At 57.9% G+C, this 20,228-nt stretch carries 30 protein-coding genes; 2 read left to right on the top strand and 28 right to left on the bottom strand.

Going from position 1 to position 20,228, the window contains the following annotated elements; translation table 11 throughout:
- Positions 1-33: 33 nt before the first annotated feature.
- The gene (locus BUE09_RS11215; protein ID WP_073301063.1) at positions 34-720 is read left to right on the top strand and encodes an OmpW/AlkL family protein; all 687 of its coding nucleotides are present in this window, start codon (positions 34-36) and stop codon (positions 718-720) included.
- Between the two features lie 70 nt (positions 721-790).
- Here BUE09_RS11215 and BUE09_RS11210 read toward each other — a convergent pair whose 3' ends face one another.
- The 4 genes from BUE09_RS11210 to BUE09_RS11195 form a co-directional block, all read right to left on the bottom strand.
- Positions 791-1,720, bottom strand: a complete 930-nt coding sequence (locus BUE09_RS11210; RefSeq protein WP_073301062.1) for an NAD-dependent epimerase/dehydratase family protein — start codon at positions 1,718-1,720, stop codon at positions 791-793.
- A complete protein-coding gene (locus BUE09_RS11205; RefSeq protein WP_073301061.1) occupies positions 1,713-2,597 on the bottom strand; it encodes a sugar nucleotide-binding protein in 885 nt (294 codons plus the stop codon). The genes BUE09_RS11210 and BUE09_RS11205 overlap by 8 nt, the downstream gene beginning before the upstream one ends.
- Before the next feature lie 10 nt (positions 2,598-2,607).
- Positions 2,608-3,102, bottom strand: coding sequence for a single-stranded DNA-binding protein (locus BUE09_RS11200; RefSeq protein WP_019339955.1), 495 nt, complete (start codon positions 3,100-3,102; stop codon positions 2,608-2,610).
- Positions 3,103-3,267: 165 nt separating this feature from the next.
- Entirely contained in the window at positions 3,268-4,635 is a 1,368-nt protein-coding gene (locus tag BUE09_RS11195; protein WP_073301060.1) for an MFS transporter, read from the bottom strand.
- 131 nt (positions 4,636-4,766) lie between these two features.
- Here BUE09_RS11195 and uvrA point away from each other — a divergent pair, with 131 nt between their 5' ends.
- Positions 4,767-7,616, top strand: a complete 2,850-nt coding sequence (gene uvrA, locus BUE09_RS11190) for an excinuclease ABC subunit UvrA (RefSeq protein WP_073301059.1) — start codon at positions 4,767-4,769, stop codon at positions 7,614-7,616.
- A gap of 70 nt (positions 7,617-7,686) precedes the next feature.
- On the opposite strand, the gene BUE09_RS11185 is transcribed toward uvrA, so the two are convergent.
- From BUE09_RS11185 to rpsS, 24 genes are all read right to left on the bottom strand, one after another.
- Positions 7,687-9,147 carry a catalase gene (locus BUE09_RS11185; RefSeq protein ID WP_073301058.1) on the bottom strand — a complete coding sequence of 487 codons (1,461 nt, stop codon included), beginning with the start codon at positions 9,145-9,147 and terminating at the stop codon, positions 7,687-7,689.
- A 184-nt stretch (positions 9,148-9,331) separates the two neighbouring features.
- Complete coding sequence (gene rplQ, locus BUE09_RS11180; RefSeq protein WP_019339959.1) at positions 9,332-9,718, bottom strand: 50S ribosomal protein L17; 387 nt, start codon at positions 9,716-9,718, stop codon at positions 9,332-9,334.
- 45 nt (positions 9,719-9,763) lie between these two features.
- Complete coding sequence (locus BUE09_RS11175) at positions 9,764-10,765, bottom strand: DNA-directed RNA polymerase subunit alpha (protein WP_019339960.1); 1,002 nt, start codon at positions 10,763-10,765, stop codon at positions 9,764-9,766.
- 22 nt (positions 10,766-10,787) lie between these two features.
- Entirely contained in the window at positions 10,788-11,408 is a 621-nt protein-coding gene (gene rpsD / locus BUE09_RS11170) for a 30S ribosomal protein S4 (RefSeq protein ID WP_073301057.1), read from the bottom strand.
- Positions 11,409-11,425: 17 nt separating this feature from the next.
- Entirely contained in the window at positions 11,426-11,815 is a 390-nt protein-coding gene (rpsK, locus tag BUE09_RS11165; RefSeq protein WP_019339962.1) for a 30S ribosomal protein S11, read from the bottom strand.
- A 30-nt stretch (positions 11,816-11,845) separates the two neighbouring features.
- A complete protein-coding gene (gene rpsM, locus BUE09_RS11160) occupies positions 11,846-12,202 on the bottom strand; it encodes a 30S ribosomal protein S13 (RefSeq protein ID WP_073301056.1) in 357 nt (118 codons plus the stop codon).
- Between the two features lie 131 nt (positions 12,203-12,333).
- Complete coding sequence (gene rpmJ, locus BUE09_RS11155; RefSeq protein ID WP_014854209.1) at positions 12,334-12,450, bottom strand: 50S ribosomal protein L36; 117 nt, start codon at positions 12,448-12,450, stop codon at positions 12,334-12,336.
- Positions 12,451-12,477: 27 nt separating this feature from the next.
- Positions 12,478-13,806 carry a preprotein translocase subunit SecY gene (gene secY / locus BUE09_RS11150; RefSeq protein ID WP_073301055.1) on the bottom strand — a complete coding sequence of 443 codons (1,329 nt, stop codon included), beginning with the start codon at positions 13,804-13,806 and terminating at the stop codon, positions 12,478-12,480.
- Positions 13,807-14,241 (bottom strand): 50S ribosomal protein L15, encoded by a 435-nt coding sequence (gene rplO / locus BUE09_RS11145; protein WP_019339965.1) that lies wholly within the window; start codon positions 14,239-14,241, stop codon positions 13,807-13,809.
- 3 nt (positions 14,242-14,244) lie between these two features.
- A complete protein-coding gene (rpmD, locus tag BUE09_RS11140; RefSeq protein WP_003281818.1) occupies positions 14,245-14,424 on the bottom strand; it encodes a 50S ribosomal protein L30 in 180 nt (59 codons plus the stop codon).
- A 2-nt stretch (positions 14,425-14,426) separates the two neighbouring features.
- Positions 14,427-14,927 (bottom strand): 30S ribosomal protein S5, encoded by a 501-nt coding sequence (gene rpsE, locus BUE09_RS11135; RefSeq protein ID WP_019339966.1) that lies wholly within the window; start codon positions 14,925-14,927, stop codon positions 14,427-14,429.
- A gap of 3 nt (positions 14,928-14,930) precedes the next feature.
- The gene (gene rplR / locus BUE09_RS11130) at positions 14,931-15,281 is read right to left on the bottom strand and encodes a 50S ribosomal protein L18 (RefSeq protein WP_019339967.1); all 351 of its coding nucleotides are present in this window, start codon (positions 15,279-15,281) and stop codon (positions 14,931-14,933) included.
- Positions 15,282-15,291: 10 nt separating this feature from the next.
- Complete coding sequence (gene rplF, locus BUE09_RS11125) at positions 15,292-15,825, bottom strand: 50S ribosomal protein L6 (protein ID WP_019339968.1); 534 nt, start codon at positions 15,823-15,825, stop codon at positions 15,292-15,294.
- A gap of 12 nt (positions 15,826-15,837) precedes the next feature.
- Entirely contained in the window at positions 15,838-16,230 is a 393-nt protein-coding gene (rpsH, locus tag BUE09_RS11120) for a 30S ribosomal protein S8 (RefSeq protein WP_003281824.1), read from the bottom strand.
- Between the two features lie 185 nt (positions 16,231-16,415).
- Entirely contained in the window at positions 16,416-16,721 is a 306-nt protein-coding gene (gene rpsN / locus BUE09_RS11115; protein ID WP_073301054.1) for a 30S ribosomal protein S14, read from the bottom strand.
- Positions 16,722-16,734: 13 nt separating this feature from the next.
- Entirely contained in the window at positions 16,735-17,274 is a 540-nt protein-coding gene (gene rplE / locus BUE09_RS11110; RefSeq protein WP_019339970.1) for a 50S ribosomal protein L5, read from the bottom strand.
- Between the two features lie 19 nt (positions 17,275-17,293).
- The gene (gene rplX / locus BUE09_RS11105; RefSeq protein WP_019339971.1) at positions 17,294-17,608 is read right to left on the bottom strand and encodes a 50S ribosomal protein L24; all 315 of its coding nucleotides are present in this window, start codon (positions 17,606-17,608) and stop codon (positions 17,294-17,296) included.
- Between the two features lie 11 nt (positions 17,609-17,619).
- On the bottom strand, positions 17,620-17,988 hold the full coding sequence (rplN, locus tag BUE09_RS11100; RefSeq protein ID WP_003289207.1) for a 50S ribosomal protein L14: 369 nt from the start codon (positions 17,986-17,988) through the stop codon (positions 17,620-17,622).
- Between the two features lie 23 nt (positions 17,989-18,011).
- Positions 18,012-18,278 (bottom strand): 30S ribosomal protein S17, encoded by a 267-nt coding sequence (gene rpsQ, locus BUE09_RS11095; RefSeq protein WP_029404618.1) that lies wholly within the window; start codon positions 18,276-18,278, stop codon positions 18,012-18,014.
- Positions 18,279-18,280: 2 nt separating this feature from the next.
- A complete protein-coding gene (gene rpmC, locus BUE09_RS11090; protein WP_003289209.1) occupies positions 18,281-18,472 on the bottom strand; it encodes a 50S ribosomal protein L29 in 192 nt (63 codons plus the stop codon).
- Positions 18,472-18,885: a 50S ribosomal protein L16 gene (gene rplP, locus BUE09_RS11085; RefSeq protein WP_003176421.1), complete on the bottom strand. Its 414-nt coding sequence runs from the start codon at positions 18,883-18,885 to the stop codon at positions 18,472-18,474. The genes rpmC and rplP overlap by 1 nt, the downstream gene beginning before the upstream one ends.
- 12 nt (positions 18,886-18,897) lie before the next feature.
- On the bottom strand, positions 18,898-19,584 hold the full coding sequence (rpsC, locus tag BUE09_RS11080) for a 30S ribosomal protein S3 (protein WP_021209375.1): 687 nt from the start codon (positions 19,582-19,584) through the stop codon (positions 18,898-18,900).
- Positions 19,585-19,597: 13 nt separating this feature from the next.
- Entirely contained in the window at positions 19,598-19,930 is a 333-nt protein-coding gene (gene rplV, locus BUE09_RS11075) for a 50S ribosomal protein L22 (protein ID WP_003103908.1), read from the bottom strand.
- Between the two features lie 13 nt (positions 19,931-19,943).
- Complete coding sequence (gene rpsS / locus BUE09_RS11070) at positions 19,944-20,219, bottom strand: 30S ribosomal protein S19 (protein ID WP_019339974.1); 276 nt, start codon at positions 20,217-20,219, stop codon at positions 19,944-19,946.
- Positions 20,220-20,228: the final 9 nt, after the last annotated feature.

Raw genomic sequence — 20,228 nt, 5'->3', positions numbered from 1 at the left:
TCGCAACACATCATGCCTCGATGGAGTTCCATTATGCGCAAGACCCTGTTTACTGCATCCGTGCTGGCCGTAGCACTCGCCTCCCCCTTCGCCCAGGCTCATCAGGCTGGTGATGTGATTCTCCGCGCTGGCGCGATTACTGTTGATCCGCGAGAGGATAGCGGTGATATCTGGGTAGGCGCCCTCTCCACGAGCGTTGCCGGGACTAAGGCTACGCTCGATAGCGACACCCAGCTGGGTTTGAACTTCGCCTACATGGTTACCGACAAAATCGGTATCGAACTGCTCGCCGCCAGCCCCTTCACTCATGACGTCGGTGTTGCTGGTATGCCCGGCGGTTTTGCATCGCTAAACGGCAAGCTGGGCGAACTCAAGCATCTGCCGCCGACCCTGAGCGTTGTGTACTATCCGCTCGACAGCAAGTCAGCGTTCCAACCTTACGTAGGCGCCGGCATCAACTACACCTGGTTCTTCGATGACAAGCTCAGCAGCGAAGCTGAAGCCAAGGGCTTCAGCGGCCTGGACATGAAGGACTCTTGGGGCTTGGCTGCGCAAGTGGGCATGGATTACATGCTGACCGACAATATGATGGTCAACGCCCAGGTTCGCTATATCGACATCGATACAACAGGCACAACGAGCTTCGGCGGCGCCAAGGTCAAAGTCGATGTAGACGTCGATCCGATGGTTTATATGGTCGGGCTCGGCTATAAGTTCTGACCGATTCGCAAGCCGAATCGCAGTTACGACAAAGGCGCCCTAGGGCGCCTTTCTGTTTTCCAGCGTTGCTTTACCGGCCGAGCAACTTCGCCAGCCCGTCACGCATGTCTGTTGGTTGATCCGGCAAACGGTAACGCTGCAGCAACCTTGCATTGTTCGCTCGCGAATGACGGATGTCGCCGCTGCGCGCCGCCTGGTGAGTGACCGGCGGCAATCCACCGAGCACCTCGCCGATCGCACTCAACAATTGGTTCAGGCTGGTGGCGCGATTCAGTCCGACGTTGACCTCACCGGGTTCAGCGATCGGACGCTCCAACGCCTGCACCAATAGCTCGACGAGATCACCGACATACAGGAAATCTCGGGTCTGCTCGCCATCGCCGAAAATCGCAATCGGCAAACCCTTCTGCGCCCTCTCGGTAAAGATGCTAATGACCCCTGAGTAGGGAGACGATGGATCCTGACGCGGCCCATAGATATTGAAGAACCGAAAAACCACTGGCTCCAATCCATGCTGACGACGATAGAAGTCCAGATAGTGTTCGCTGGCCAGCTTATCCGTCGCATAAGGCGTCAGCGGCGCTTTCGGGGTGTCTTCGCCGATGGGGGCACCTTCGCCGTTGTTGCCGTAGACCGCAGCGCTGGAGGCAAACACCACCCGTCGCACTCCTTCAGCGCGCATCGCCTCACAGAGATTCAGCGTTCCCACCAGATTGCTCTGATGCGTGCCAACCGGATCATCGACCGAGGCCTGGACCGACGCCACAGCGGCAAGGTGCACAACGGCGCGGCATCCCTGAACGGCATCGCGCATCGTTTGCGCATCCGCGACGTCGCCGACGATCAGCTCAACGCCCTCATCATCCGGCAAGTTGCTGCGCTTGCCCGTCGACAGATTGTCCAGCACCCGAACAGTGTAGCCACGCGCAACAAGTGCATCGACCAGATTGGAACCGATGAACCCGGCTCCTCCGGTGACCAGAACAGGCAGCTCAGCCATGACGGTAATAACGCTCCAATAGGCTCGGCAATCCGGTGCGCCAGGCGCGCGGTTTGATACCGAAGGTGTTGAATATTTTCCTGCACGCCAACACGCCATGCTGTGGCTCGTCTGCTGCATCCGAGCAGGCCGCATGAGCGACGGGGGTCAGGCTGCCAACCACCAACTGACGGTGATTGGCCGCCTCGGTCAAAAGCGCCTGACCAACCACCAGCGGGGTTGACGCCTCGTGCCCACCATAGTGATAGGTTCCCCACAATGGCGCCTGGCAATCCAATTGCTTCAGCACAGCCAGGATCACCCGCGCCGCATCCTCGACCGGTGTAGGGTTGCCACGACGATCATCGGCGAGGCACAGTTCGTCGCTCTCTTCGAGACGCTGAAGGAACCGGCCAAGCAAGCCGTCCGAACTGTCGTCCAGCAACCAGCCAAAGCGCAACAAAACGTGCCGAGGGCAGAGCGCACGCACACTCTGCTCCATACGCCAGAGAGCACAGCTGCGCGCGTCGAGCGGCGCCACCTCGTCTCTTTCGCTGTAGGAGGTCGTTCGGGCCCCGTCAAATACCCGGTAGCTGGACGGTTGCATCAGAACAAACTGATGATGCTGGCCCAGCTCGGCCAGGCGTTCGACTGCTCGCTCCTGCTTGGCCAGCACGGCCTCATCGACATGCCCGCTCTGGAACCAGTCAAAGTAATAGGCGAGGTTGATGACGATATCCGGGCGGTTATCGTCGAGCAAAGTAGTCAGACTTGGCGCATCCCAGCCCTGGCTGGGCGGGCGCGGCGCGAGGAAGCCGATGTCTTCCTCGGCGCCCAGGCGGATAAGCGCCTGACCCAGGGCATTACCGCCGCCCAACAGCATCAGGCGCATTCGCATGGAGTGAACTCTAGAACGGGATATCGTCGTCGAAACTGTCGTAATCCGGAGCCGGCTGCTGAGCGGGTTGCGGCTGAGACTGCGGACGCGACTGCTGTTGCGGCTGAGATTCGCGCTGCGGACGCGGCTGGGATTGACGCGGCGCGTCGTCGGAACTGCCACCACGGCCGCCTAGTAGCTGCATAGTGCCACCCATGTCCACGACCACCTCGGTGGTGTAGCGCTTCACGCCGTCCTTTTCCCATTCGCGGGTCTGCAGGCGGCCTTCGATGTAGCACTGCGAGCCCTTGCGCAGGTATTCGCCAGCGATCTCGGCGACCTTGCCGAACAGCACGACCCGATGCCACTCGGTGCGTTCCTGCTGCTGTCCGGTCTGCTTGTCCTTCCAGCTATCGGTGGTAGCCAGCGTGATGTTGGTCACCGCATTGCCATTGGGCATGTAGCGGGTTTCCGGGTCGCCGCCGACATTGCCGATCAAGATGACTTTATTCACCCCTCTGGCCATGGGTAACTCCTTTGCTGAAACATGAATGTGTTGGCTCGAATCGTCGCAAGCGGGATACAGCCAATGACTGGCAATCTTACCCTACCGTCAGAGGTCGGCCAACCGGCGCAACCGGACGAAGGTCCAAAGCCACAAGCTTGGGGACTGGAGTGTGGCGGCGTTCGGTCAGGCCACCAGACGATCCAGTGCGGCCCGATCCAGGGTCTTCATGTCTACCTTCAGATAGGCAGCGGACTCCTCGCCGATAACCACTGCGTCGGATACGCCCGTGACCGCCATTATTTGCTCGGTGAGCGCGGGATTACACGCCGCCCCGGCGGACAGCGGTAGACGCAGCCCCGTCACATAGGGTGGCTCTCGCATACTCCAGGTCACGACAAACCACAGCGCGCACAGTGCTACACACCCTGCAAACACCGGCCCCAGGCCGCCCAGCTGGAAGAGCCAGCCCCCAAGCACGCCGCCCAGGCCGGAGCCGAGAAACTGGCTGGTTGAATAAATTCCCATCGCCGTTCCCTTGCCTCCTGCAGGCGCGACCTTGCTGATCAGCGACGGCAACGAGGCCTCCAGCAAGTTAAAGGCGATGAAGAACACGATCATCCCGGCGACCAGCGACCAGAGCTGATTGCCGAACCACCAGAGGAACAACTCCGAGAGCAGGAGCACCGCGACCGACCCCAGGACGACGCGCTTCATCTGGCGCTTCTTTTCACCATAGATGATGAACGGCACCATACCGAAGAAACCTACCACCAGCGCGGCCAAGTACACCCACCAGTGTTGTTCCTTGGGCAGAGCAGCTTCATTCACGAGCGCCAGCGGCAACGCGACGAAACTGGCCATCAGAACGGCATGCAGCGCAAAAATACTAAAATCAAGCCGCAGCAGATCGGGATGGCGAAGCGTTGCACCCAAGGCCTGCCGGGCGACGCCAGATTCGCGGTGCCGGATATGCGCAGGAGCGCGCGGAATTGCGGCCACGACCAGGATGCCTAACGCCGCCATACCTGCCGTTACCCAAAACAGGCCGGAAAGCCCGAATGCGCTCGTCAGCAGCGGCCCGACAACCATTGCTACCGCGAACGATACGCCGATACTCATGCCAATCATCGCCATTGCCTTGGTGCGATGTTGCTCGCGAGTCAGGTCCGACAGCAACGCCATGACCGCAGCCGAGATCGCACCTGCACCCTGCAGGACACGACCGGCAATCACGCCCCAGATGGAGTCAGCCGTTGCGGCGAGCACAGCGCCAGCGGCAAAGATCAACAGCCCGAAATAGATCACTGGAAGACGGCCAATTCGGTCGGAAATCACTCCGAACGGAATTTGCAGCACCGCCTGGGTCAAACCATAAGCACCAATGGCGAGACCAATGAGTGCCGGCGTTGCGCCCTGCAGATCCATTCCATAGGTTGCCAGCACCGGCAGAACCATGAACATGCCGAGCATGCGAAACGCGAATACCAGCGCTAATCCGGAGGCTGCGCGGGTTTCGCCAGCGCTCATGCGCTCGCTGTAAGGATCCTGCATGTGGGGTCTCGCTTGAATTAACCGGCGGCGATTCTAACAGTCATACCCTGCTCGGCACAGGTTTGCTACTTTGCCGCGATGTCGCCCCTGGCCGTATACTTTCGGGTTTTCGCCCGCCATGCGAGGCTGCTTTGGACAAGATTCTGATTCGTGGGGCACGTACCCACAACCTGAAAAACATCGACCTGACCTTGCCACGCGACAAACTGATCGTGATCACTGGTCTGTCTGGTTCGGGCAAGTCCTCGCTGGCCTTCGATACGCTTTATGCTGAAGGACAGCGCCGCTACGTTGAATCCCTTTCGGCATACGCCCGGCAGTTTCTGTCGATGATGGAAAAGCCCGATGTGGATACCATCGAAGGATTGTCCCCGGCCATATCCATCGAGCAAAAGTCGACCTCGCATAACCCGCGCTCGACGGTCGGCACCATCACCGAGATCTACGATTATCTCCGTCTGCTCTATGCGCGCGCAGGCACGCCGCGCTGCCCCGACCATGACGCGCCACTGGAAGCTCAAACCGTTAGCCAGATGGTCGACCAGGTACTGGCGCTGCCTGAAGGCCGCAAATTGATGCTGCTCGCCCCGGTGATCCGCGAGCGCAAGGGCGAACACCTGGCGGTATTCGATGAGCTGCGTGCACAGGGCTTCGTACGCGCGCGGGTCAACGGCCGGCTCTACGAACTCGATGAGCTGCCGAAACTCGACAAGCAGAAAAAACACTCCATCGACGTTGTGGTGGATCGTTTCAAGGTCCGCAACGACCTGCAGCAGCGCCTCGCCGAATCGTTCGAGACGGCGCTGAAGCTGGCCGACGGCATCGCCCTGGTCGCGTCGATGGAAGACGACGATGACAGCGAGGAGATGATTTTCTCCGCTCGCTTCGCCTGCCCCGTCTGTGGGCATTCGATCAGCGAGCTAGAGCCCAAACTCTTCTCCTTCAACAATCCCGCCGGAGCATGCCCAACCTGCGACGGCCTCGGCGTCAAACAGTTCTTCGACGCCAAACGCCTGGTCAATGGTGAGTTGACGCTGGCCGAGGGTGCGATTCGCGGCTGGGACCGCCGCAACGTCTATTACTTCCAGATGCTCGGCTCCTTGGCCTCGCACTACGGGTTCAGTCTCGACGAGCCGTTCGACACCCTGCCCGCCGAGCAGCAGAAATATGTTCTGCGCGGCAGCGGCAAGGAACATGTCGACTTCCGATACCTGAACGACCGCGGCGACATCGTCAAACGCTCGCACCCTTTCGAAGGCATCATCCCAAACCTCGAGCGCCGCTATCGGGAAACCGAGTCCAACTCAGTGCGTGAAGAGCTGGCCAAGTATCTCAGCACCCAGCCTTGCCCTGAGTGCCGCGGTACACGCCTACGCCGCGAAGCCCGTCATGTCTGGGTCGGGGACAAGACGCTGCCGGCCGTGACCGGACTGCCGATCGGCGACGCCACCGAGTATTTCGGTGGGCTTACGCTGCCGGGCCGCCGCGGGGAGATTGCTGACAAGATCCTCAAGGAGATCTGCGAGCGCCTGCAATTTCTAGTGAACGTCGGCCTCGACTACCTGACCCTGGACCGCAGCGCCGATACGCTGTCCGGCGGTGAAGCGCAGCGTATCCGCCTGGCGAGCCAGATCGGTGCCGGCCTGGTCGGCGTCATGTACATCCTCGATGAGCCGTCGATCGGGCTGCATCAGCGCGACAACGAGCGCCTGCTGGGCACGCTTCGTCACCTGCGCGATATCGGCAATACCGTCATCGTCGTCGAGCACGATGAAGATGCCATCCGCATGGCAGATTACGTGGTCGATATTGGCCCAGGGGCCGGCGTGCATGGCGGGCAGATCGTCGCCGAGGGCACACCCGACGACGTGATGTCTAACCCCGCCTCCCTCACCGGCGGCTATCTGTCGGGGCGGGTGAAGATTCGCTATCCAGACAAACGCACCCCTCGCAATGCCGACAAGCTGCTGAAACTCAAGGGAGCACGTGGCAACAACCTGCGCAACGTCGACCTGGAAATCCCTGTGGGCCTGCTGACCTGTATCACGGGGGTATCGGGCTCGGGCAAGTCAACGCTGATCAACAACACCCTGTTCCCAATCACTGCGACTGCGCTCAATGGCGCCACAACACTCGAGGTGGCCGCGCACGACTCCTTCGACGGGCTGCAGCACCTCGACAAGGTGGTAGACATCGACCAGAGCCCGATCGGTCGCACCCCGCGCTCGAATCCGGCGACCTACACCGGCCTGTTCACGCCGATCCGCGAGCTATTCGCCGGCGTGCCAGAGGCCCGCTCACGCGGTTACGGCCCGGGCCGGTTCTCCTTCAACGTCAAGGGCGGGCGCTGCGAAGCCTGTCAAGGCGACGGCGTGATCAAGGTGGAGATGCACTTCTTGCCGGACATCTACGTGCCCTGCGATGTATGCAAGGGCAAGCGCTACAACCGCGAAACCCTCGAGGTGAAGTACAAGGGCAAAAGCATCACCGAAGTGCTCGACATGACCATCGAGGTAGCCCGGGAGTTCTTCGACCCGGTGCCTGCCGTAGCGCGCAAGCTGCAGACGCTGATGGATGTGGGCCTCTCCTACATCAAGCTCGGTCAAAGCGCGACCACCCTGTCGGGGGGCGAGGCACAAAGGGTCAAGCTGTCCCGCGAGCTGTCCAAGCGGGACACCGGCAAGACACTGTATATCCTCGACGAGCCCACCACCGGCCTGCACTTCGCCGACATCCAGCAGTTGCTGGACGTGCTGCACCGGCTACGTGATCACGGCAATACGGTAGTGGTCATCGAGCACAATCTGGATGTGATCAAGACCGCCGACTGGTTGGTCGATCTCGGCCCTGAGGGCGGCTCCAAGGGTGGTCAGATCATCGCCACGGGCACGCCTGACGAGGTCGCTAAGATGCAGAAATCGCATACCGGGCATTTCCTCAAGCCGCTACTTGAACGCGACAGGGAGCCAGCGACGAAATAAGCAGGCCCGGTCTTTCCGAAAACAAAAAACCGCAGCAGTGCTGCGGTTTTTATTGCGCCAGTATCAGCGATCAGGTCAACGCCTCCTCGATCGGCAGATCGAGCGCTGTCGCAACGCCGGCACCATAAGCCGGATCGGCCAGATAGCAGTGTCTGATGTGACGCAGCTTGATATGCCGTGCCGCGTCCCCCATCGCCCGCGCCGTATTGCCGAACAGGCGCTGTTGTTCATCTGTCTCCATCAAGCGGAACAGATCACCCGGCTGGGTGAAATAATCCGCATCATCCGAGCGGTAATCGTAACGGGCAGCAGCACCTTCTAGTGCCAACGGCGGCTCACTGAAATCGGGCTGCTCCTGCCACTCACCGTAGGTGTTCGGCTCGTAGTGCAGGCGGCCACCGTGATTGCCGTCCACGCGCATGGCACCATCACGGTGGAAGCTGTGCACCGGGCAGCGCGGCGCGTTTACCGGAATCTGGTGGTGGTTGACGCCCAGGCGGTAGCGCTGCGCGTCGCCGTAGGAGAACAGACGCCCCTGCAGCATGCGATCCGGCGAAAAGCTGATACCCGGCACCACGTTAGCGGGCGTAAATGCTGCTTGCTCGACATCCTGGAAATAGTTGTCGGCATTGCGATTCAGCTCGTAGTAGCCGACTTCGATCAGCGGGTAGTCCTTCTTCGACCAGACCTTAGTCAAGTCGAACGGATGGAAGCGATAGCTCGCCGCCTCGGTTTCGGGCATCACCTGCACGTACATCGTCCAGCGTGGGAATTCACCGCGCTCGATGGCTTCGAACAGATCCCGTTGCGAGCTCTCACGATCGCTGGCGACGATGGCGGCTGCCTCCGCATCGGTGAGGTTCTTGATGCCCTGCTGGGTCTTGAAGTGGAACTTGACCCAGTAGCGTTGGTGATCGGGGCTGATAAAGCTGTAAGTGTGCGAGCCGAAACCGTGCATGTGCCGGTACGAGGCGGGAATGCCCCGGTCGCCCATCACGTAGGTGATCTGGTGCAACGCCTCCGGCAGACCGGTCCAGAAGTCCCAGTTGTTGTTGGCGCTGCGCATGTTTGTGCGCGGGTCGCGCTTGACCGCATGGTTCAGGTCGGGGAACTTCAGCGGGTCGCGGAAAAAGAATACCGGCGTGTTGTTGCCGACCATGTCCCAATTACCCTGCTCGGTATAAAACTTCAGTGCATAGCCACGAATATCGCGCTCGGCATCGGCGGCTCCACGCTCGCCGGCCACGGTGGAGAAGCGGGCAAACATCGGAGTCTTCTTGCCCACCTCGGAAAAGATCGCAGCCTTGGTGTAGCGGGTGATGTCGTGGGTCACCACAAACTCGCCGAAAGCACCGGAACCTTTGGCATGCATACGCCGCTCAGGAATCACTTCACGGTCAAAATGCGCCAGTTTCTCCAGGAACCAGACGTCCTGCAGCAACATCGGACCACGCGGGCCCGCAGTCAGTGAGTTCTGGTTTTCAGCTACCGGCGCACCGGCAACGGTCGTCAACCTGCGTTTGTCAGTCATGTTTAGCTCCTCGAACGGCTATCCATCATTTGCAGCGAAACCGGGAATGCCGGTGGTGTGGCTGTCATCATAGGAAGCAGAACGGAGCGGGACCAATGCGTTGAGTCAACGTAGGCGATAGAAAATACGGATATAAAAAAACCGAGCCTGAGGCTCGGTTCTTTTTGTCCGAAAAAGCCGTAGCTTATTCGGCTGCTTCCACCTCACCGGTAACCGGACGGTCAACCAGTTCGACGTAAGCCATAGGTGCGTTGTCTCCTGCACGGAAACCGCACTTGAGGATACGCAGATAGCCGCCCTGACGGGTGGCGTAACGCGGGCCCAGATCGTTGAACAACTTGCCAACGATTGCCTTGGAACGAGTCCGATCGAAAGCCAGACGACGATTAGCGACACTGTCTTCCTTGGCCAGAGTGATCAGCGGCTCAGCAACGCGACGCAGTTCCTTGGCCTTAGGCAGGGTTGTCTTGATCAGTTCGTGCTCGAACAGCGACACCGCCATGTTCTGAAACATGGCCTTGCGGTGAGCGCTTGTGCGGCTGAGATGACGGCCACTTTTACGATGACGCATGATTGAAATTCCTTACCAAACGATCAGTTCGGTGACTATGGTCGATCAGGCCGTAGCCTTATCGTCCTTCTTGAGACTGGCCGGCGGCCAATTGTCGAGGCGCATGCCGAGAGACAGACCACGAGAAGCCAGAACATCTTTGATTTCAGTCAGAGACTTCTTGCCCAGGTTCGGCGTCTTCAACAACTCAACCTCGGTGCGCTGGATCAGGTCACCGATGTAGTAGATGTTTTCTGCCTTGAGGCAGTTCGCCGAACGTACGGTCAGTTCCAAGTCATCAACTGGACGCAACAGGATCGGATCGATCTCGTCTTCCTGCTCGACCACGACCGGCTCGCTGTCACCCTTGAGGTCGACGAACGCGGCCAACTGCTGTTGCAGGATGGTCGCGGCCCGACGGATCGCTTCTTCAGGATCCAGGGTTCCGTTGGTTTCCAGGTCGATAACCAGCTTGTCCAAGTTGGTGCGCTGCTCAACACGAGCATTTTCGACAACATAAGCCACGCGACGGACCGGACTGAAGGTAGCATCGAGCTGAAGACGGCCAATACTACGGCTCTCATCTTCATCACTCTGACGCGCGTCAGCCGGCTCGTAGCCACGGCCGCGAGCGACCTTGAGCTTCATGTTGATCGAGCCATTAGCCGCCAGGTTGGCGATCAAGTGATCGCCATTGACGATTTCGACATCGTGATCCAGCTGGATATCGGCAGCGGTAACAGCGCCCGCGCCCTTCTTCACCAGGCTCAAGGTCACTTCATCACGGCCGTGCAGCTTGATGGCGATACCTTTGAGGTTCAGCAGGATTTCGATGACATCTTCCTGCACGCCCTCGATAGCGCTGTACTCGTGAAGCACACCGTCGATCTCAGCCTCGACCACAGCACAGCCGGGCATGGAGGACAACAGAATGCGACGCAGCGCGTTGCCCAGGGTATGGCCAAAACCGCGCTCGAGAGGCTCGAGAGTGATCTTGGCACGGGTCGGACTGACCACCTGCACATCGATATGGCGGGGGGTCAGGAACTCATTTACCGAAATCTGCATGGATACACCTATTTTCTAGCCCTTACTTGGAGTAGAGCTCGACAATCAGGTTTTCGTTGATGTCGGCAGACAGATCACTGCGAGCCGGAACACTCTTGAAAACGCCAGATTTCTTGTCGGTATCTACTTCGACCCACTCAACGCGACCGCGCTGTGCACACAGTTCCAGGGCTTGGGCGATACGCAGCTGGTTACGGCACTTCTCACGAATAGCGACCACATCGCCCGCCTTCACCTGATAGGACGGAACGTTCACGGTCTTGCCATTGACGCTAATAGCTTTGTGGGAAACAAGCTGACGCGATTCGGCACGAGTCGAGCCGAAGCCCATCCGATAAACCACGTTATCCAGACGGCATTCCAGCAGTTGCAGCAAGTTTTCGCCGGTAGCACCCTTACGGCTGGCCGCTTCTTTGTAGTAGCCGCTGAACTGACGCTCCAACACGCCGTAGATACGACGCACTTTCTGCTTTTCACGCAGCTGAGTACCGTAGTCAGACAGACGACCACGACGCTGACCATGAACACCCGGCGGGGTTTCGATGTTGCACTTCGATTCGAGCGCGCGTACACCACTCTTCAAAAAGAGATCGGTGCCTTCACGACGAGACAGTTTGCACTTGGGACCAATATAACGAGCCATTTCTCACTGTCTCCTGATTACACGCGGCGCTTCTTCGGCGGACGGCACCCGTTGTGCGGGATTGGCGTCACGTCGGTGATGCTGGCGATTTTATAACCACAGCCGTTCAATGCACGAACAGCAGATTCACGGCCCGGACCAGGACCCTTGACGTTGACGTCGAGGTTCTTGAGGCCATATTCCAGTGCCGCCTGACCAGCACGCTCGGCAGCCACCTGGGCAGCGAACGGTGTGCTCTTACGAGAGCCGCGGAAACCGGAACCACCGGACGTAGCCCAGGACAACGCGTTGCCTTGGCGATCGGTGATAGTGATGATGGTGTTATTGAAAGACGCGTGGATGTGGGCGATGCCATCAACCACCGTCTTTTTGATTTTTTTACGAGGACGAGCAGCAGGTTTTGCCATGATTAGATTCCTGTCGATGCGCTAACGCGATTACTTGCGGATCGGCTTACGCGGACCCTTACGGGTACGAGCGTTGGTCTTGGTACGCTGACCGCGCACCGGCAGACCACGACGATGACGCAGGCCGCGGTAGCAACCCAGGTCCATCAAGCGCTTGATCTTCATGTTGACTTCGCGACGCAGGTCACCTTCAACGATGAACTTGCCCACTTCGCCACGCAGCAGTTCAACCTGCTCGTCAGTGAGATCCTTAATTTTTGCCGCCGGATTGACGCCGGTAGCAGCGCAGATAGTCTGCGCACGGGTGCGACCAACACCATAGATGTAGGTCAGCGAGATAACAGTGTGCTTGTTATCCGGAATGTTTACGCCTGCAATACGGGCCATTCAGTGAAACTCCAATTGACAGCTACCCAACGCCCCGGAAGCCAAGAAAAGGGCGCGAGATACTAACGCTGTAATAACAAATAATCAACCCGGCAGCGCACTAGCTGCCGGGCTCGAGCCTTAGCTCACAACTAGCCTTGGCGCTGTTTGTGACGCGGTTCTGCACTGCAGATTACTCGAACGACGCCTTCGCGGCGGACGATCTTGCAGTTACGGCACAGTTTCTTGACCGATGCGCGAACTTTCATGATATCTCCTGGAACCTTACGGACAGATCAGCGAAGCATTCCGCTGCCATACCCCTTCAGGTTGGCTTTTTTCATCAGGGAATCGTACTGGTGAGACATGAGGTGAGATTGCACTTGGGACATAAAGTCCATGACAACCACCACCACGATCAGCAACGAGGTCCCGCCAAGGTAGAACGGTACATTTGCAGCAACCACCAGGAACTGGGGAAGCAAACAAACAGCCGTCATGTACAGGGCGCCGAACAAGGTCAAGCGGGTCAACACACCATCGATATAGCGCGCTGACTGCTCACCAGGACGAATCCCCGGAATAAATGCACCGGACTTCTTCAGGTTTTCAGCAACGTCTTTAGGGTTGAACATCAACGCCGTATAGAAGAAGCAGAAAAAGATGATACCGGCACTGAACAACAAGATATTCAATGGCTGACCGGGAGCAATCGCCTGCGAGACATCAGCCAACCAGCTCATGCTTTCCGACTGACCAAACCACTGACCCAACGAAGCTGGGAACAATAGAATGCTGCTCGCAAAAATTGCCGGAATCACACCCGCCATATTGACCTTCAAGGGCAAGTGGCTCGTCTGCGCAGCAAAGACCTTTCGACCCTGCTGACGCTTGGCATAGTGCACGGCAATCCGCCGCTGACCACGCTCAATGAAGACCACGAAACCGATGATCGCGACGGCCAGGAGACCAACAGCCAACAGCGCAATGATATTGACATCACCCTGGCGAGCCGATTCGAAGGACTGCCCAAGGGCGCCCGGCAAACCAGCAACGATACCGGCAAAAATCAACATTGAGATGCCGTTGCCGACACCACGCTCAGTGATCTGCTCACCCAGCCACATCATGAACATCGCGCCCGCCACAAACGTCGTGATGGCAACAAAGTAGAAGCCAAAGTCACTGCTGAATGCGACGCCCTGACCGGCCAGACCGACAGACATACCGATGGCCTGCACGATCGCCAGAACGAGCGTCAGATAACGCGTGTACTGACTAATCTTGCGGCGACCGGCCTCGCCTTCCTTTTTCAACTGTTCAAGTTGCGGACTGACAGCTGTCATGAGCTGCATGATGATCGATGCCGAGATATACGGCATGATCCCCAACGCAAAGATGCTCATGCGCTCCAGTGCGCCACCTGAAAACATGTTGAACAGACTAAGGATGGTCCCTTCGTTCTGACGGAACAGCTCGGCCAACCTGTCGGGATTTATCCCCGGCACCGGGATGTGCGCCCCTACTCGATAGACGACAATCGCCATCAGCAAAAAGCGCAGACGAGCCCAGAGTTCAGACAGCCCGCCATTACTCAGCGCGGAGAGAGCACCTTGCTTAGCCATTTATTCCTCGAACTTGCCGCCAGCTGCTTCGATAGCCGCACGCGCACCTTTGGTGGCGGCGATGCCTTTCAGGGTCACAGCCCGACCAACCTCACCAGACAGCATCACTTTCACACGCTGCACGTTTTGGTTGATGATGTTGGCATCCTTGAGGCTTTGCACGGAGACGACATCGCCTTCGACCTTGGCCAACTCGGAAGTACGCACTTCTGCGCGATCCATGGCCTTCAGCGAAACGAAGCCGAACTTCGGCAGACGACGATGCAATGGCTGCTGGCCGCCCTCGAACCCGGGAGCGATCTTGCCGCCGGAGCGGGAAGTCTGACCCTTGTGGCCGCGGCCACCGGTCTTGCCTAGACCACTACCGATACCACGACCAGGACGCAGCTTTTCGCGACGGGCACCCGGCGCAGAACGCAGATCGTTCAGTTGCATGGCTTAGCCCTCCACACGGAGCATGTAATAAGCCTTATTGATCATGCCGCGATTTTCAGGGGTATCCTGAACTTCAACGGTATGACCAATGCGACGAAGGCCAAGGCCTTTGACGCACAGCTTGTGATTAGGGATACGGCCGCTGACGCTTTTGATCAGCGTGACCTTGACGGTGTTAGCCATGATCAGGAAATCTCCTCGACGCTCTTGCCACGCTTGGCAGCGATCGACTCAGGCGACTGCATGGCCTTCAAACCTTTGAAAGTGGCATGAACCACGTTCACTGGATTGGTAGAGCCGTAGCACTTGGCCAAGACGTTCTGCACGCCAGCAACTTCAAGAATGGCACGCATGGCGCCACCGGCGATCACACCAGTACCTTCGGAAGCAGGCTGCATGTAGACCTTGGAAGCGCCATGCGCCGCCTTGGTAGCGTACTGCAGCGTGGTGCCGTTCAGATCAACCTGGATCATGTTACGGCGAGCCGCCTCCATGGCCTTCTGAATAGCAGCCGGCACTTCACGGGACTTGCCGCGACCGAAGCCTACACGACCCTTACCATCACCCACCACGGTCAACGCGGTGAAGGTGAAGATACGGCCACCCTTTACAGTCTTGGCGACGCGGTTAACTTGAACCAGCTTCTCAATGTAGCCTTCGTCGCGCTTTTGCTCGTTATATGCCATAACTTAGAACTCCAGCCCGCCTTCACGAGCAGCATCAGCCAGTGCCTTGACACGACCGTGGTACTTGAAGCCAGAACGGTCGAACGCCACCTGGGTGACACCTGCGGCCTTAGCACGCTCAGCGACCAGCTGACCAACTTTCTTGGCAGCGTCGACGTTGCCAGTGGCACCGCCGCGCAGTTCTTTGTCGAGAGTCGAGGCGCTGGCCAGGACCTTGCCGCCGTCGGCCGAAAGGACCTGGGCGTAGATGTGCTGGGAAGAGCGGTACACACAAAGGCGTACGGTTTCCAGCTCGCGCATCTTCAGGCGTGCCTTGCGAGCGCGACGCAGACGAGTAACTTTCTTTACGCTCATTTGCTATGCCCTACTTCTTCTTAGCTTCTTTACGACGGACCACTTCGTCCGAGTAACGCACGCCTTTGCCTTTATAAGGCTCAGGACGGCGGAAATCGCGGATTTCAGCAGCCACCTGACCGACTAGTTGCTTATCGACACCCTTGATCAGGATATCGGTCTGGCTAGGGGTCTCAGCGGTAACGCCTTGCGGCAGTTCATATTCCACCGGGTGCGAGAAGCCGAGAGCCAGGGACAGCACTTGACCTTTGGCTTGCGCCTTGTAACCAACACCAACCAGCTGGAGCTTGCGCTCGAAGCCTTGGCTGACGCCAATCACCATGTTGTTAACCAGCGCACGGGTGGTACCGGCCATGGCGCGATTCTGCTGATCGCCATTGCGAGCAGCGAAACGCAACTCACCAGCCTCGTGAATTACTTCCACGGACGAGTGCACATTCAGTTCGAGAGCGCCCTTGGCACCCTTTACCGAAAGCTGCTGGCCGGACATGTTGAATTCAACACCAGCGGGCAGCTTGACGGGGTTCTTAGCAACGCGAGACATGCTTATCCCCCCTTAGAACACTGTGCAGAGCACTTCGCCGCCGACGCCAGCAGCGCGAGCAGCCCGATCAGTCATCACACCTTTGTTGGTGGATACGATCGAAACACCCAGACCGCCGCGAACCTTCGGCAACTGATCAACGGATTTGTACTGGCGAAGGCCAGGACGGCTTACGCGCTTCAGCTCCTCGATGACCGGACGGCCCTCGAAATACTTAAGCTCGATAGACAGCTGCGGCTTGGCGTCGCTGCTGACGTTGTATCCTGCGATATAGCCTTCACCCTGAAGAACGTTGGCTACAGCCACCTTCAGAGTGGAAGACGGCATGCTTACGACGGACTTTTCGGCCATCTGGGCATTACGGATACGAGTTAGCATGTCCGCTAACGGGTCCTGCATACTCATGGGCTCTTGGCTCCTAATACAAAAAAATAAGCCCGCGAGGGCTCGTGTCGCCTGCTAGAAGAGCAAACGCCGAAGGCGTGGCTCGGGCGAGCCGGACATTCTAGAGATAGTCCAGAAACGAATCAAGCCCCATAGGGGCTTGATTTGGAAACAGTGAGCCCGACACGAACGCCGGGCTACCATTCTTACCAGCTGGCTTTAACCAGACCCGGTACGTCGCCACGCATGGCGGCCTGACGCAGCATGTTACGCGAAAGACCGAACTTGCGATAAACACCGTGCGGACGGCCAGTCAGGCGGCAGCGGTTACGCAGGCGCGAAGCGCTTGCATCACGAGGCTGCTTCTGCAGAGCCACCTGAGCTTCCCAACGCGCCTCCGGAGTAGTCTCCGGATTAGCGATGGTTGCTTTCAATGCGGCACGCTTCTGGGCGTACTTGGCAACCGTTTGCTGACGCTTCAGCTCGCGGTTCTTCATGCTTTGCTTAGCCATGTGCCTACTCCAATCAGTTACGGAACGGGAAGTTGAATGCACGCAGCAGCGCGCGACCCTCTTCATCCGTCCGAGCAGTAGTGGTCAGAGTGATGTCCAGACCACGCAGGGCATCGATCTTGTCGTAATCGATTTCCGGGAAAATGATCTGCTCTTTCACGCCCATGCTGTAATTGCCACGGCCGTCGAACGACTTGGCATTCAGGCCGCGGAAGTCGCGAACCCGAGGCAGGGAGATCGACAACAGGCGATCCAGGAATTCGTACATCCGATCACTACGCAGGGTCACCTTGACACCGATCGGCCAGCCTTCGCGGACCTTGAAGCCAGCGATAGACTTGCGAGCGTGAGTCACGACAACCTTCTGGCCGGTGATTTTTTCAAGATCGGCAACAGCATTGTCGATGATTTTCTTATCACCGATAGCTTCGCCGATACCCATGTTCAAGGTGATCTTGGTAATGCGCGGAACTTCCATCACGTTGCCAAGCTGAAGTTCTTCTTTCAGCTTGGGAGCGATCTGCTTCCGATAAACTTCTTTTAGTCGTGCCATGGTTATCTACCTAGCAGTCTCAAGCTTCAACCGGCTTTTGGGTCGACTTGAAGACACGAATTTTCTTGCCGTCTTCAACCTTGAACCCAACGCGGTCAGCTTTGTTGGTTTCGCCATTGAAAATAGCGACGTTAGAGGCGTGCAATGGCGCCTCTTTCTCGACGATACCGCCCTGAACGCCCGACATCGGGTTCGGCTTGGTATGACGCTTCACCAGGTTGATACCACCGACGACCAGACGGTCATCAGCGAGAACCCGGAGCACCTTACCGCGCTTGCCCTTGTCTTTGCCGGCGATGACGATGATCTCGTCGTTGCGACGAATCTTTTGCATGCGGCTTCTCCTTACAGCACTTCAGGCGCGAGCGAGACGATCTTCATGAACTTCTCGGAACGAAGTTCACGCGTCACCGGCCCAAAAATACGGGTGCCAATTGGCTCTTGCTTGTTGTTCAGCAGAACAGCAGCATTGCCATCGAAGCGAATGATAGAGCCGTCGGGACGACGAACACCGTGACGGGTACGGACTACGACTGCAGTCATTACCTGGCCTTTCTTGACCTTGCCACGAGGAATCGCTTCCTTGACGGTAACCTTGATGATGTCGCCGATGCCGGCGTAACGGCGGTGCGAACCGCCGAGGACCTTGATACACATGACGCGACGAGCGCCACTGTTATCCGCCACATCGAGCATTGATTGAGTCTGAATCATATAATTTCTCCGACCCCTAGCCCTTAGACTTCGACGGCACGTTCAACGACATCAACCAACATCCAGCACTTGGTCTTCGCCAAAGGACGAGTCTCGCGAATCGTGACCTTGTCACCGATACGGCACTGGTTGGTTTCATCGTGAGCGTGCAGTTTGGTCGAACGCTTAACGTATTTACCGTAGATCGGGTGCTTGACGCGACGCTCGATCAGAACGGTGATGCTTTTGTCCATCTTGTCGCTGACGACGCGGCCAGTCAGCGTGCGGACAGTCTTTTCAACTTCAGCCATGATCACTTACCTGCCTGCTGGTTGAGCACAGTCTTGACGCGAGCGATGTCGCGCTTGACTTGCGAGAGCAGGTGCGACTGCCCCAACTGGCCAGTTGCTTTCTGCATACGCAGATTGAACTGGTCGCGCAACAACTCGAGCAGTTGCTCGTTCAGCTGCTGAGCGGATTTTTCACGAAGTTCATTCGCTTTCATCACATCACCGTCCGCTTAACAAAGGAGGTGGCGAGCGGCAGCTTTGCAGCAGCCAGGGCGAATGCCTCACGCGCCAGCTCTTCGGAAACACCCTCGATCTCGTAGAGCACCTTGCCCGGCTGAATCTGGGCTACCCAGTACTCGACGTTACCCTTACCTTTACCCATCCGCACTTCAAGCGGCTTCTTGGATATAGGTTTGTCGGGGAACACGCGGATCCAGATCTTGCCGCCACGTTTTACGTGACGAGTCAACGCACGACGTGCGGACTCGATCTGACGCGCAGTCAAACGACCGCGAGCGACAGACTTCAGAGCGAACTCGCCGAAGCTGACTTTGCTACCGCGCTGAGCCAGGCCACGGTTGTGACCGGTCATCTGCTTGCGGAATTTTGTACGCTTTGGTTGCAACATTTGGCGTACTCCTTACTTGGCAGCTTTTTTACGAGGCGCAGGCGCTTGCGGCTTCAGTTCTTCATGGCGACCACCGATAACTTCGCCTTTGAAGATCCAAACCTTGACGCCGATCACACCGTAAGTGGTGTGTGCTTCGTAGGTGTTGTAGTCGATATCGGCACGCAGGGTGTGCAGCGGCACACGACCTTCCCGATACCATTCCGTACGGGCGATTTCAGCCCCACCCAGACGACCGCTCACCTGGATCTTGATGCCCTTGGCACCAATGCGGATCGCGTTCTGTACGGCGCGCTTCATGGCGCGACGGAACATTACGCGACGCTCCAGCTGCTGAGCGACGTTCTGTGCTACCAGCATTGCATCGAGTTCCGGCTTGCGGATTTCTTCGATGTTGATGTGCACCGGCACACCCATTTTCTTGGTCAGGTCCTGACGCAGCTTCTCAACATCCTCACCCTTCTTTCCGATCACGATGCCGGGACGAGCGGTATGGATAGTGATGCGTGCGGTTTGAGCCGGGCGATGGATATCGATACGGCTTACGGACGCGCTTTTTAATTTGTCTTGGAGGTACTCACGCACATTCAGATCTGCAAGCAGATAATCGGCGTACGTACGTCCGTCTGCGTACCAGACGGAGGTGTGCTCCTTGACGATTCCCAGGCGAATGCCAGTGGGATGTACTTTCTGACCCATCTGATCGACTCCGTTACTTGTCCGCAACCTTGACAGTGATATGGCAAGACCGCTTGACGATGCGATCAGCGCGGCCTTTGGCACGCGGCATGATGCGCTTAAGCGAACGCCCCTCGTTGACGAAGACGGTAGAGACCTTAAGGTCGTCTACGTCAGCGCCTTCGTTGTGCTCGGCGTTGGCTACAGCCGACTCCAGCACTTTCTTCATGATCTCGGCGGCTTTCTTACTGCTGAAAGCCAGCAGGTTGAGCGCTTCGCCCACCTTCTTCCCGCGGATCTGGTCGGCGACCAGGCGGGCTTTCTGGGCGGAGATGCGAGCGCCCGACAACTTAGCGGCTACTTCCATCTTTCCTTACCCCTTAGCGCTTGCCTTTCTTGTCCGCTACGTGCCCGCGATAAGTGCGGGTACCAGCGAACTCGCCGAGTTTGTGGCCGACCATATCTTCGTTCACAAGAACGGGGACATGTTGACGGCCGTTATGCACAGCGATGGTCAGACCGACCATTTGCGGCAGGATCATCGAACGACGCGACCAGGTTTTAACCGGCTTGCGATCATTCTTTTCCATCGCCACTTCGACCTTCTTCAATAGGTGAAGATCGATAAAAGGACCTTTTTTCAGAGAACGCGGCACTGTCGTATC

This window comes from Stutzerimonas xanthomarina DSM 18231, from assembly GCF_900129835.1.
GTDB lineage: Bacteria > Pseudomonadota > Gammaproteobacteria > Pseudomonadales > Pseudomonadaceae > Stutzerimonas > Stutzerimonas xanthomarina.
The sequence above is the reverse complement of the archived record's forward strand: the minus strand, read 5'-3'. Positions and strand labels throughout refer to the sequence as shown.

Excerpts from the sequence above, each read along its gene's own strand:
- BUE09_RS11215 (WP_073301063.1), top strand. The coding sequence starts at position 34 with ATGCGCAAGACCCTGTTTACTGCATCCGTGCTGGCCGTAGCACTCGCC.
- BUE09_RS11210 (WP_073301062.1), bottom strand. The coding sequence starts at position 1,720 with ATGGCTGAGCTGCCTGTTCTGGTCACCGGAGGAGCCGGGTTCATCGGT.
- BUE09_RS11205 (WP_073301061.1), bottom strand. The coding sequence starts at position 2,597 with ATGCGAATGCGCCTGATGCTGTTGGGCGGCGGTAATGCCCTGGGTCAG.
- BUE09_RS11200 (WP_019339955.1), bottom strand. The coding sequence starts at position 3,102 with ATGGCCAGAGGGGTGAATAAAGTCATCTTGATCGGCAATGTCGGCGGC.
- BUE09_RS11195 (WP_073301060.1), bottom strand. The coding sequence starts at position 4,635 with ATGCAGGATCCTTACAGCGAGCGCATGAGCGCTGGCGAAACCCGCGCA.
- BUE09_RS11185 (WP_073301058.1), bottom strand. The coding sequence starts at position 9,147 with ATGACTGACAAACGCAGGTTGACGACCGTTGCCGGTGCGCCGGTAGCT.
- rplQ (WP_019339959.1), bottom strand. The coding sequence starts at position 9,718 with ATGCGTCATCGTAAAAGTGGCCGTCATCTCAGCCGCACAAGCGCTCAC.
- BUE09_RS11175 (WP_019339960.1), bottom strand. The coding sequence starts at position 10,765 with ATGCAGATTTCGGTAAATGAGTTCCTGACCCCCCGCCATATCGATGTG.
- rpsD (WP_073301057.1), bottom strand. The coding sequence starts at position 11,408 with ATGGCTCGTTATATTGGTCCCAAGTGCAAACTGTCTCGTCGTGAAGGC.
- rpsK (WP_019339962.1), bottom strand. The coding sequence starts at position 11,815 with ATGGCAAAACCTGCTGCTCGTCCTCGTAAAAAAATCAAAAAGACGGTG.
- rpsM (WP_073301056.1), bottom strand. The coding sequence starts at position 12,202 with ATGGCCCGTATTGCAGGCGTAAACATTCCGGATAACAAGCACACTGTT.
- rpmJ (WP_014854209.1), bottom strand. The coding sequence starts at position 12,450 with ATGAAAGTTCGCGCATCGGTCAAGAAACTGTGCCGTAACTGCAAGATC.
- secY (WP_073301055.1), bottom strand. The coding sequence starts at position 13,806 with ATGGCTAAGCAAGGTGCTCTCTCCGCGCTGAGTAATGGCGGGCTGTCT.
- rplO (WP_019339965.1), bottom strand. The coding sequence starts at position 14,241 with ATGCAACTGAACGATCTGCGTTCTGCGCCGGGTGCCCGTCGCGAAAAG.
- rpmD (WP_003281818.1), bottom strand. The coding sequence starts at position 14,424 with ATGGCTAACACCGTCAAGGTCACGCTGATCAAAAGCGTCAGCGGCCGT.
- rpsE (WP_019339966.1), bottom strand. The coding sequence starts at position 14,927 with ATGGCATATAACGAGCAAAAGCGCGACGAAGGCTACATTGAGAAGCTG.
- rplR (WP_019339967.1), bottom strand. The coding sequence starts at position 15,281 with ATGAGCGTAAAGAAAGTTACTCGTCTGCGTCGCGCTCGCAAGGCACGC.
- rplF (WP_019339968.1), bottom strand. The coding sequence starts at position 15,825 with ATGTCTCGCGTTGCTAAGAACCCCGTCAAGCTGCCCGCTGGTGTTGAA.
- rpsH (WP_003281824.1), bottom strand. The coding sequence starts at position 16,230 with ATGAGTATGCAGGACCCGTTAGCGGACATGCTAACTCGTATCCGTAAT.
- rpsN (WP_073301054.1), bottom strand. The coding sequence starts at position 16,721 with ATGGCTAAGCAAAGCATGAAGAACCGCGAGCTGAAGCGTCAGCAAACG.
- rplE (WP_019339970.1), bottom strand. The coding sequence starts at position 17,274 with ATGGCACGACTAAAAGAAGTTTATCGGAAGCAGATCGCTCCCAAGCTG.
- rplX (WP_019339971.1), bottom strand. The coding sequence starts at position 17,608 with ATGCAAAAGATTCGTCGCAACGACGAGATCATCGTCATCGCCGGCAAA.
- rplN (WP_003289207.1), bottom strand. The coding sequence starts at position 17,988 with ATGATTCAGACTCAATCAATGCTCGATGTGGCGGATAACAGTGGCGCT.
- rpsQ (WP_029404618.1), bottom strand. The coding sequence starts at position 18,278 with ATGGCTGAAGTTGAAAAGACTGTCCGCACGCTGACTGGCCGCGTCGTC.
- rpmC (WP_003289209.1), bottom strand. The coding sequence starts at position 18,472 with ATGAAAGCGAATGAACTTCGTGAAAAATCCGCTCAGCAGCTGAACGAG.
- rplP (WP_003176421.1), bottom strand. The coding sequence starts at position 18,885 with ATGTTGCAACCAAAGCGTACAAAATTCCGCAAGCAGATGACCGGTCAC.
- rpsC (WP_021209375.1), bottom strand. The coding sequence starts at position 19,584 with ATGGGTCAGAAAGTACATCCCACTGGCATTCGCCTGGGAATCGTCAAG.
- rplV (WP_003103908.1), bottom strand. The coding sequence starts at position 19,930 with ATGGAAGTAGCCGCTAAGTTGTCGGGCGCTCGCATCTCCGCCCAGAAA.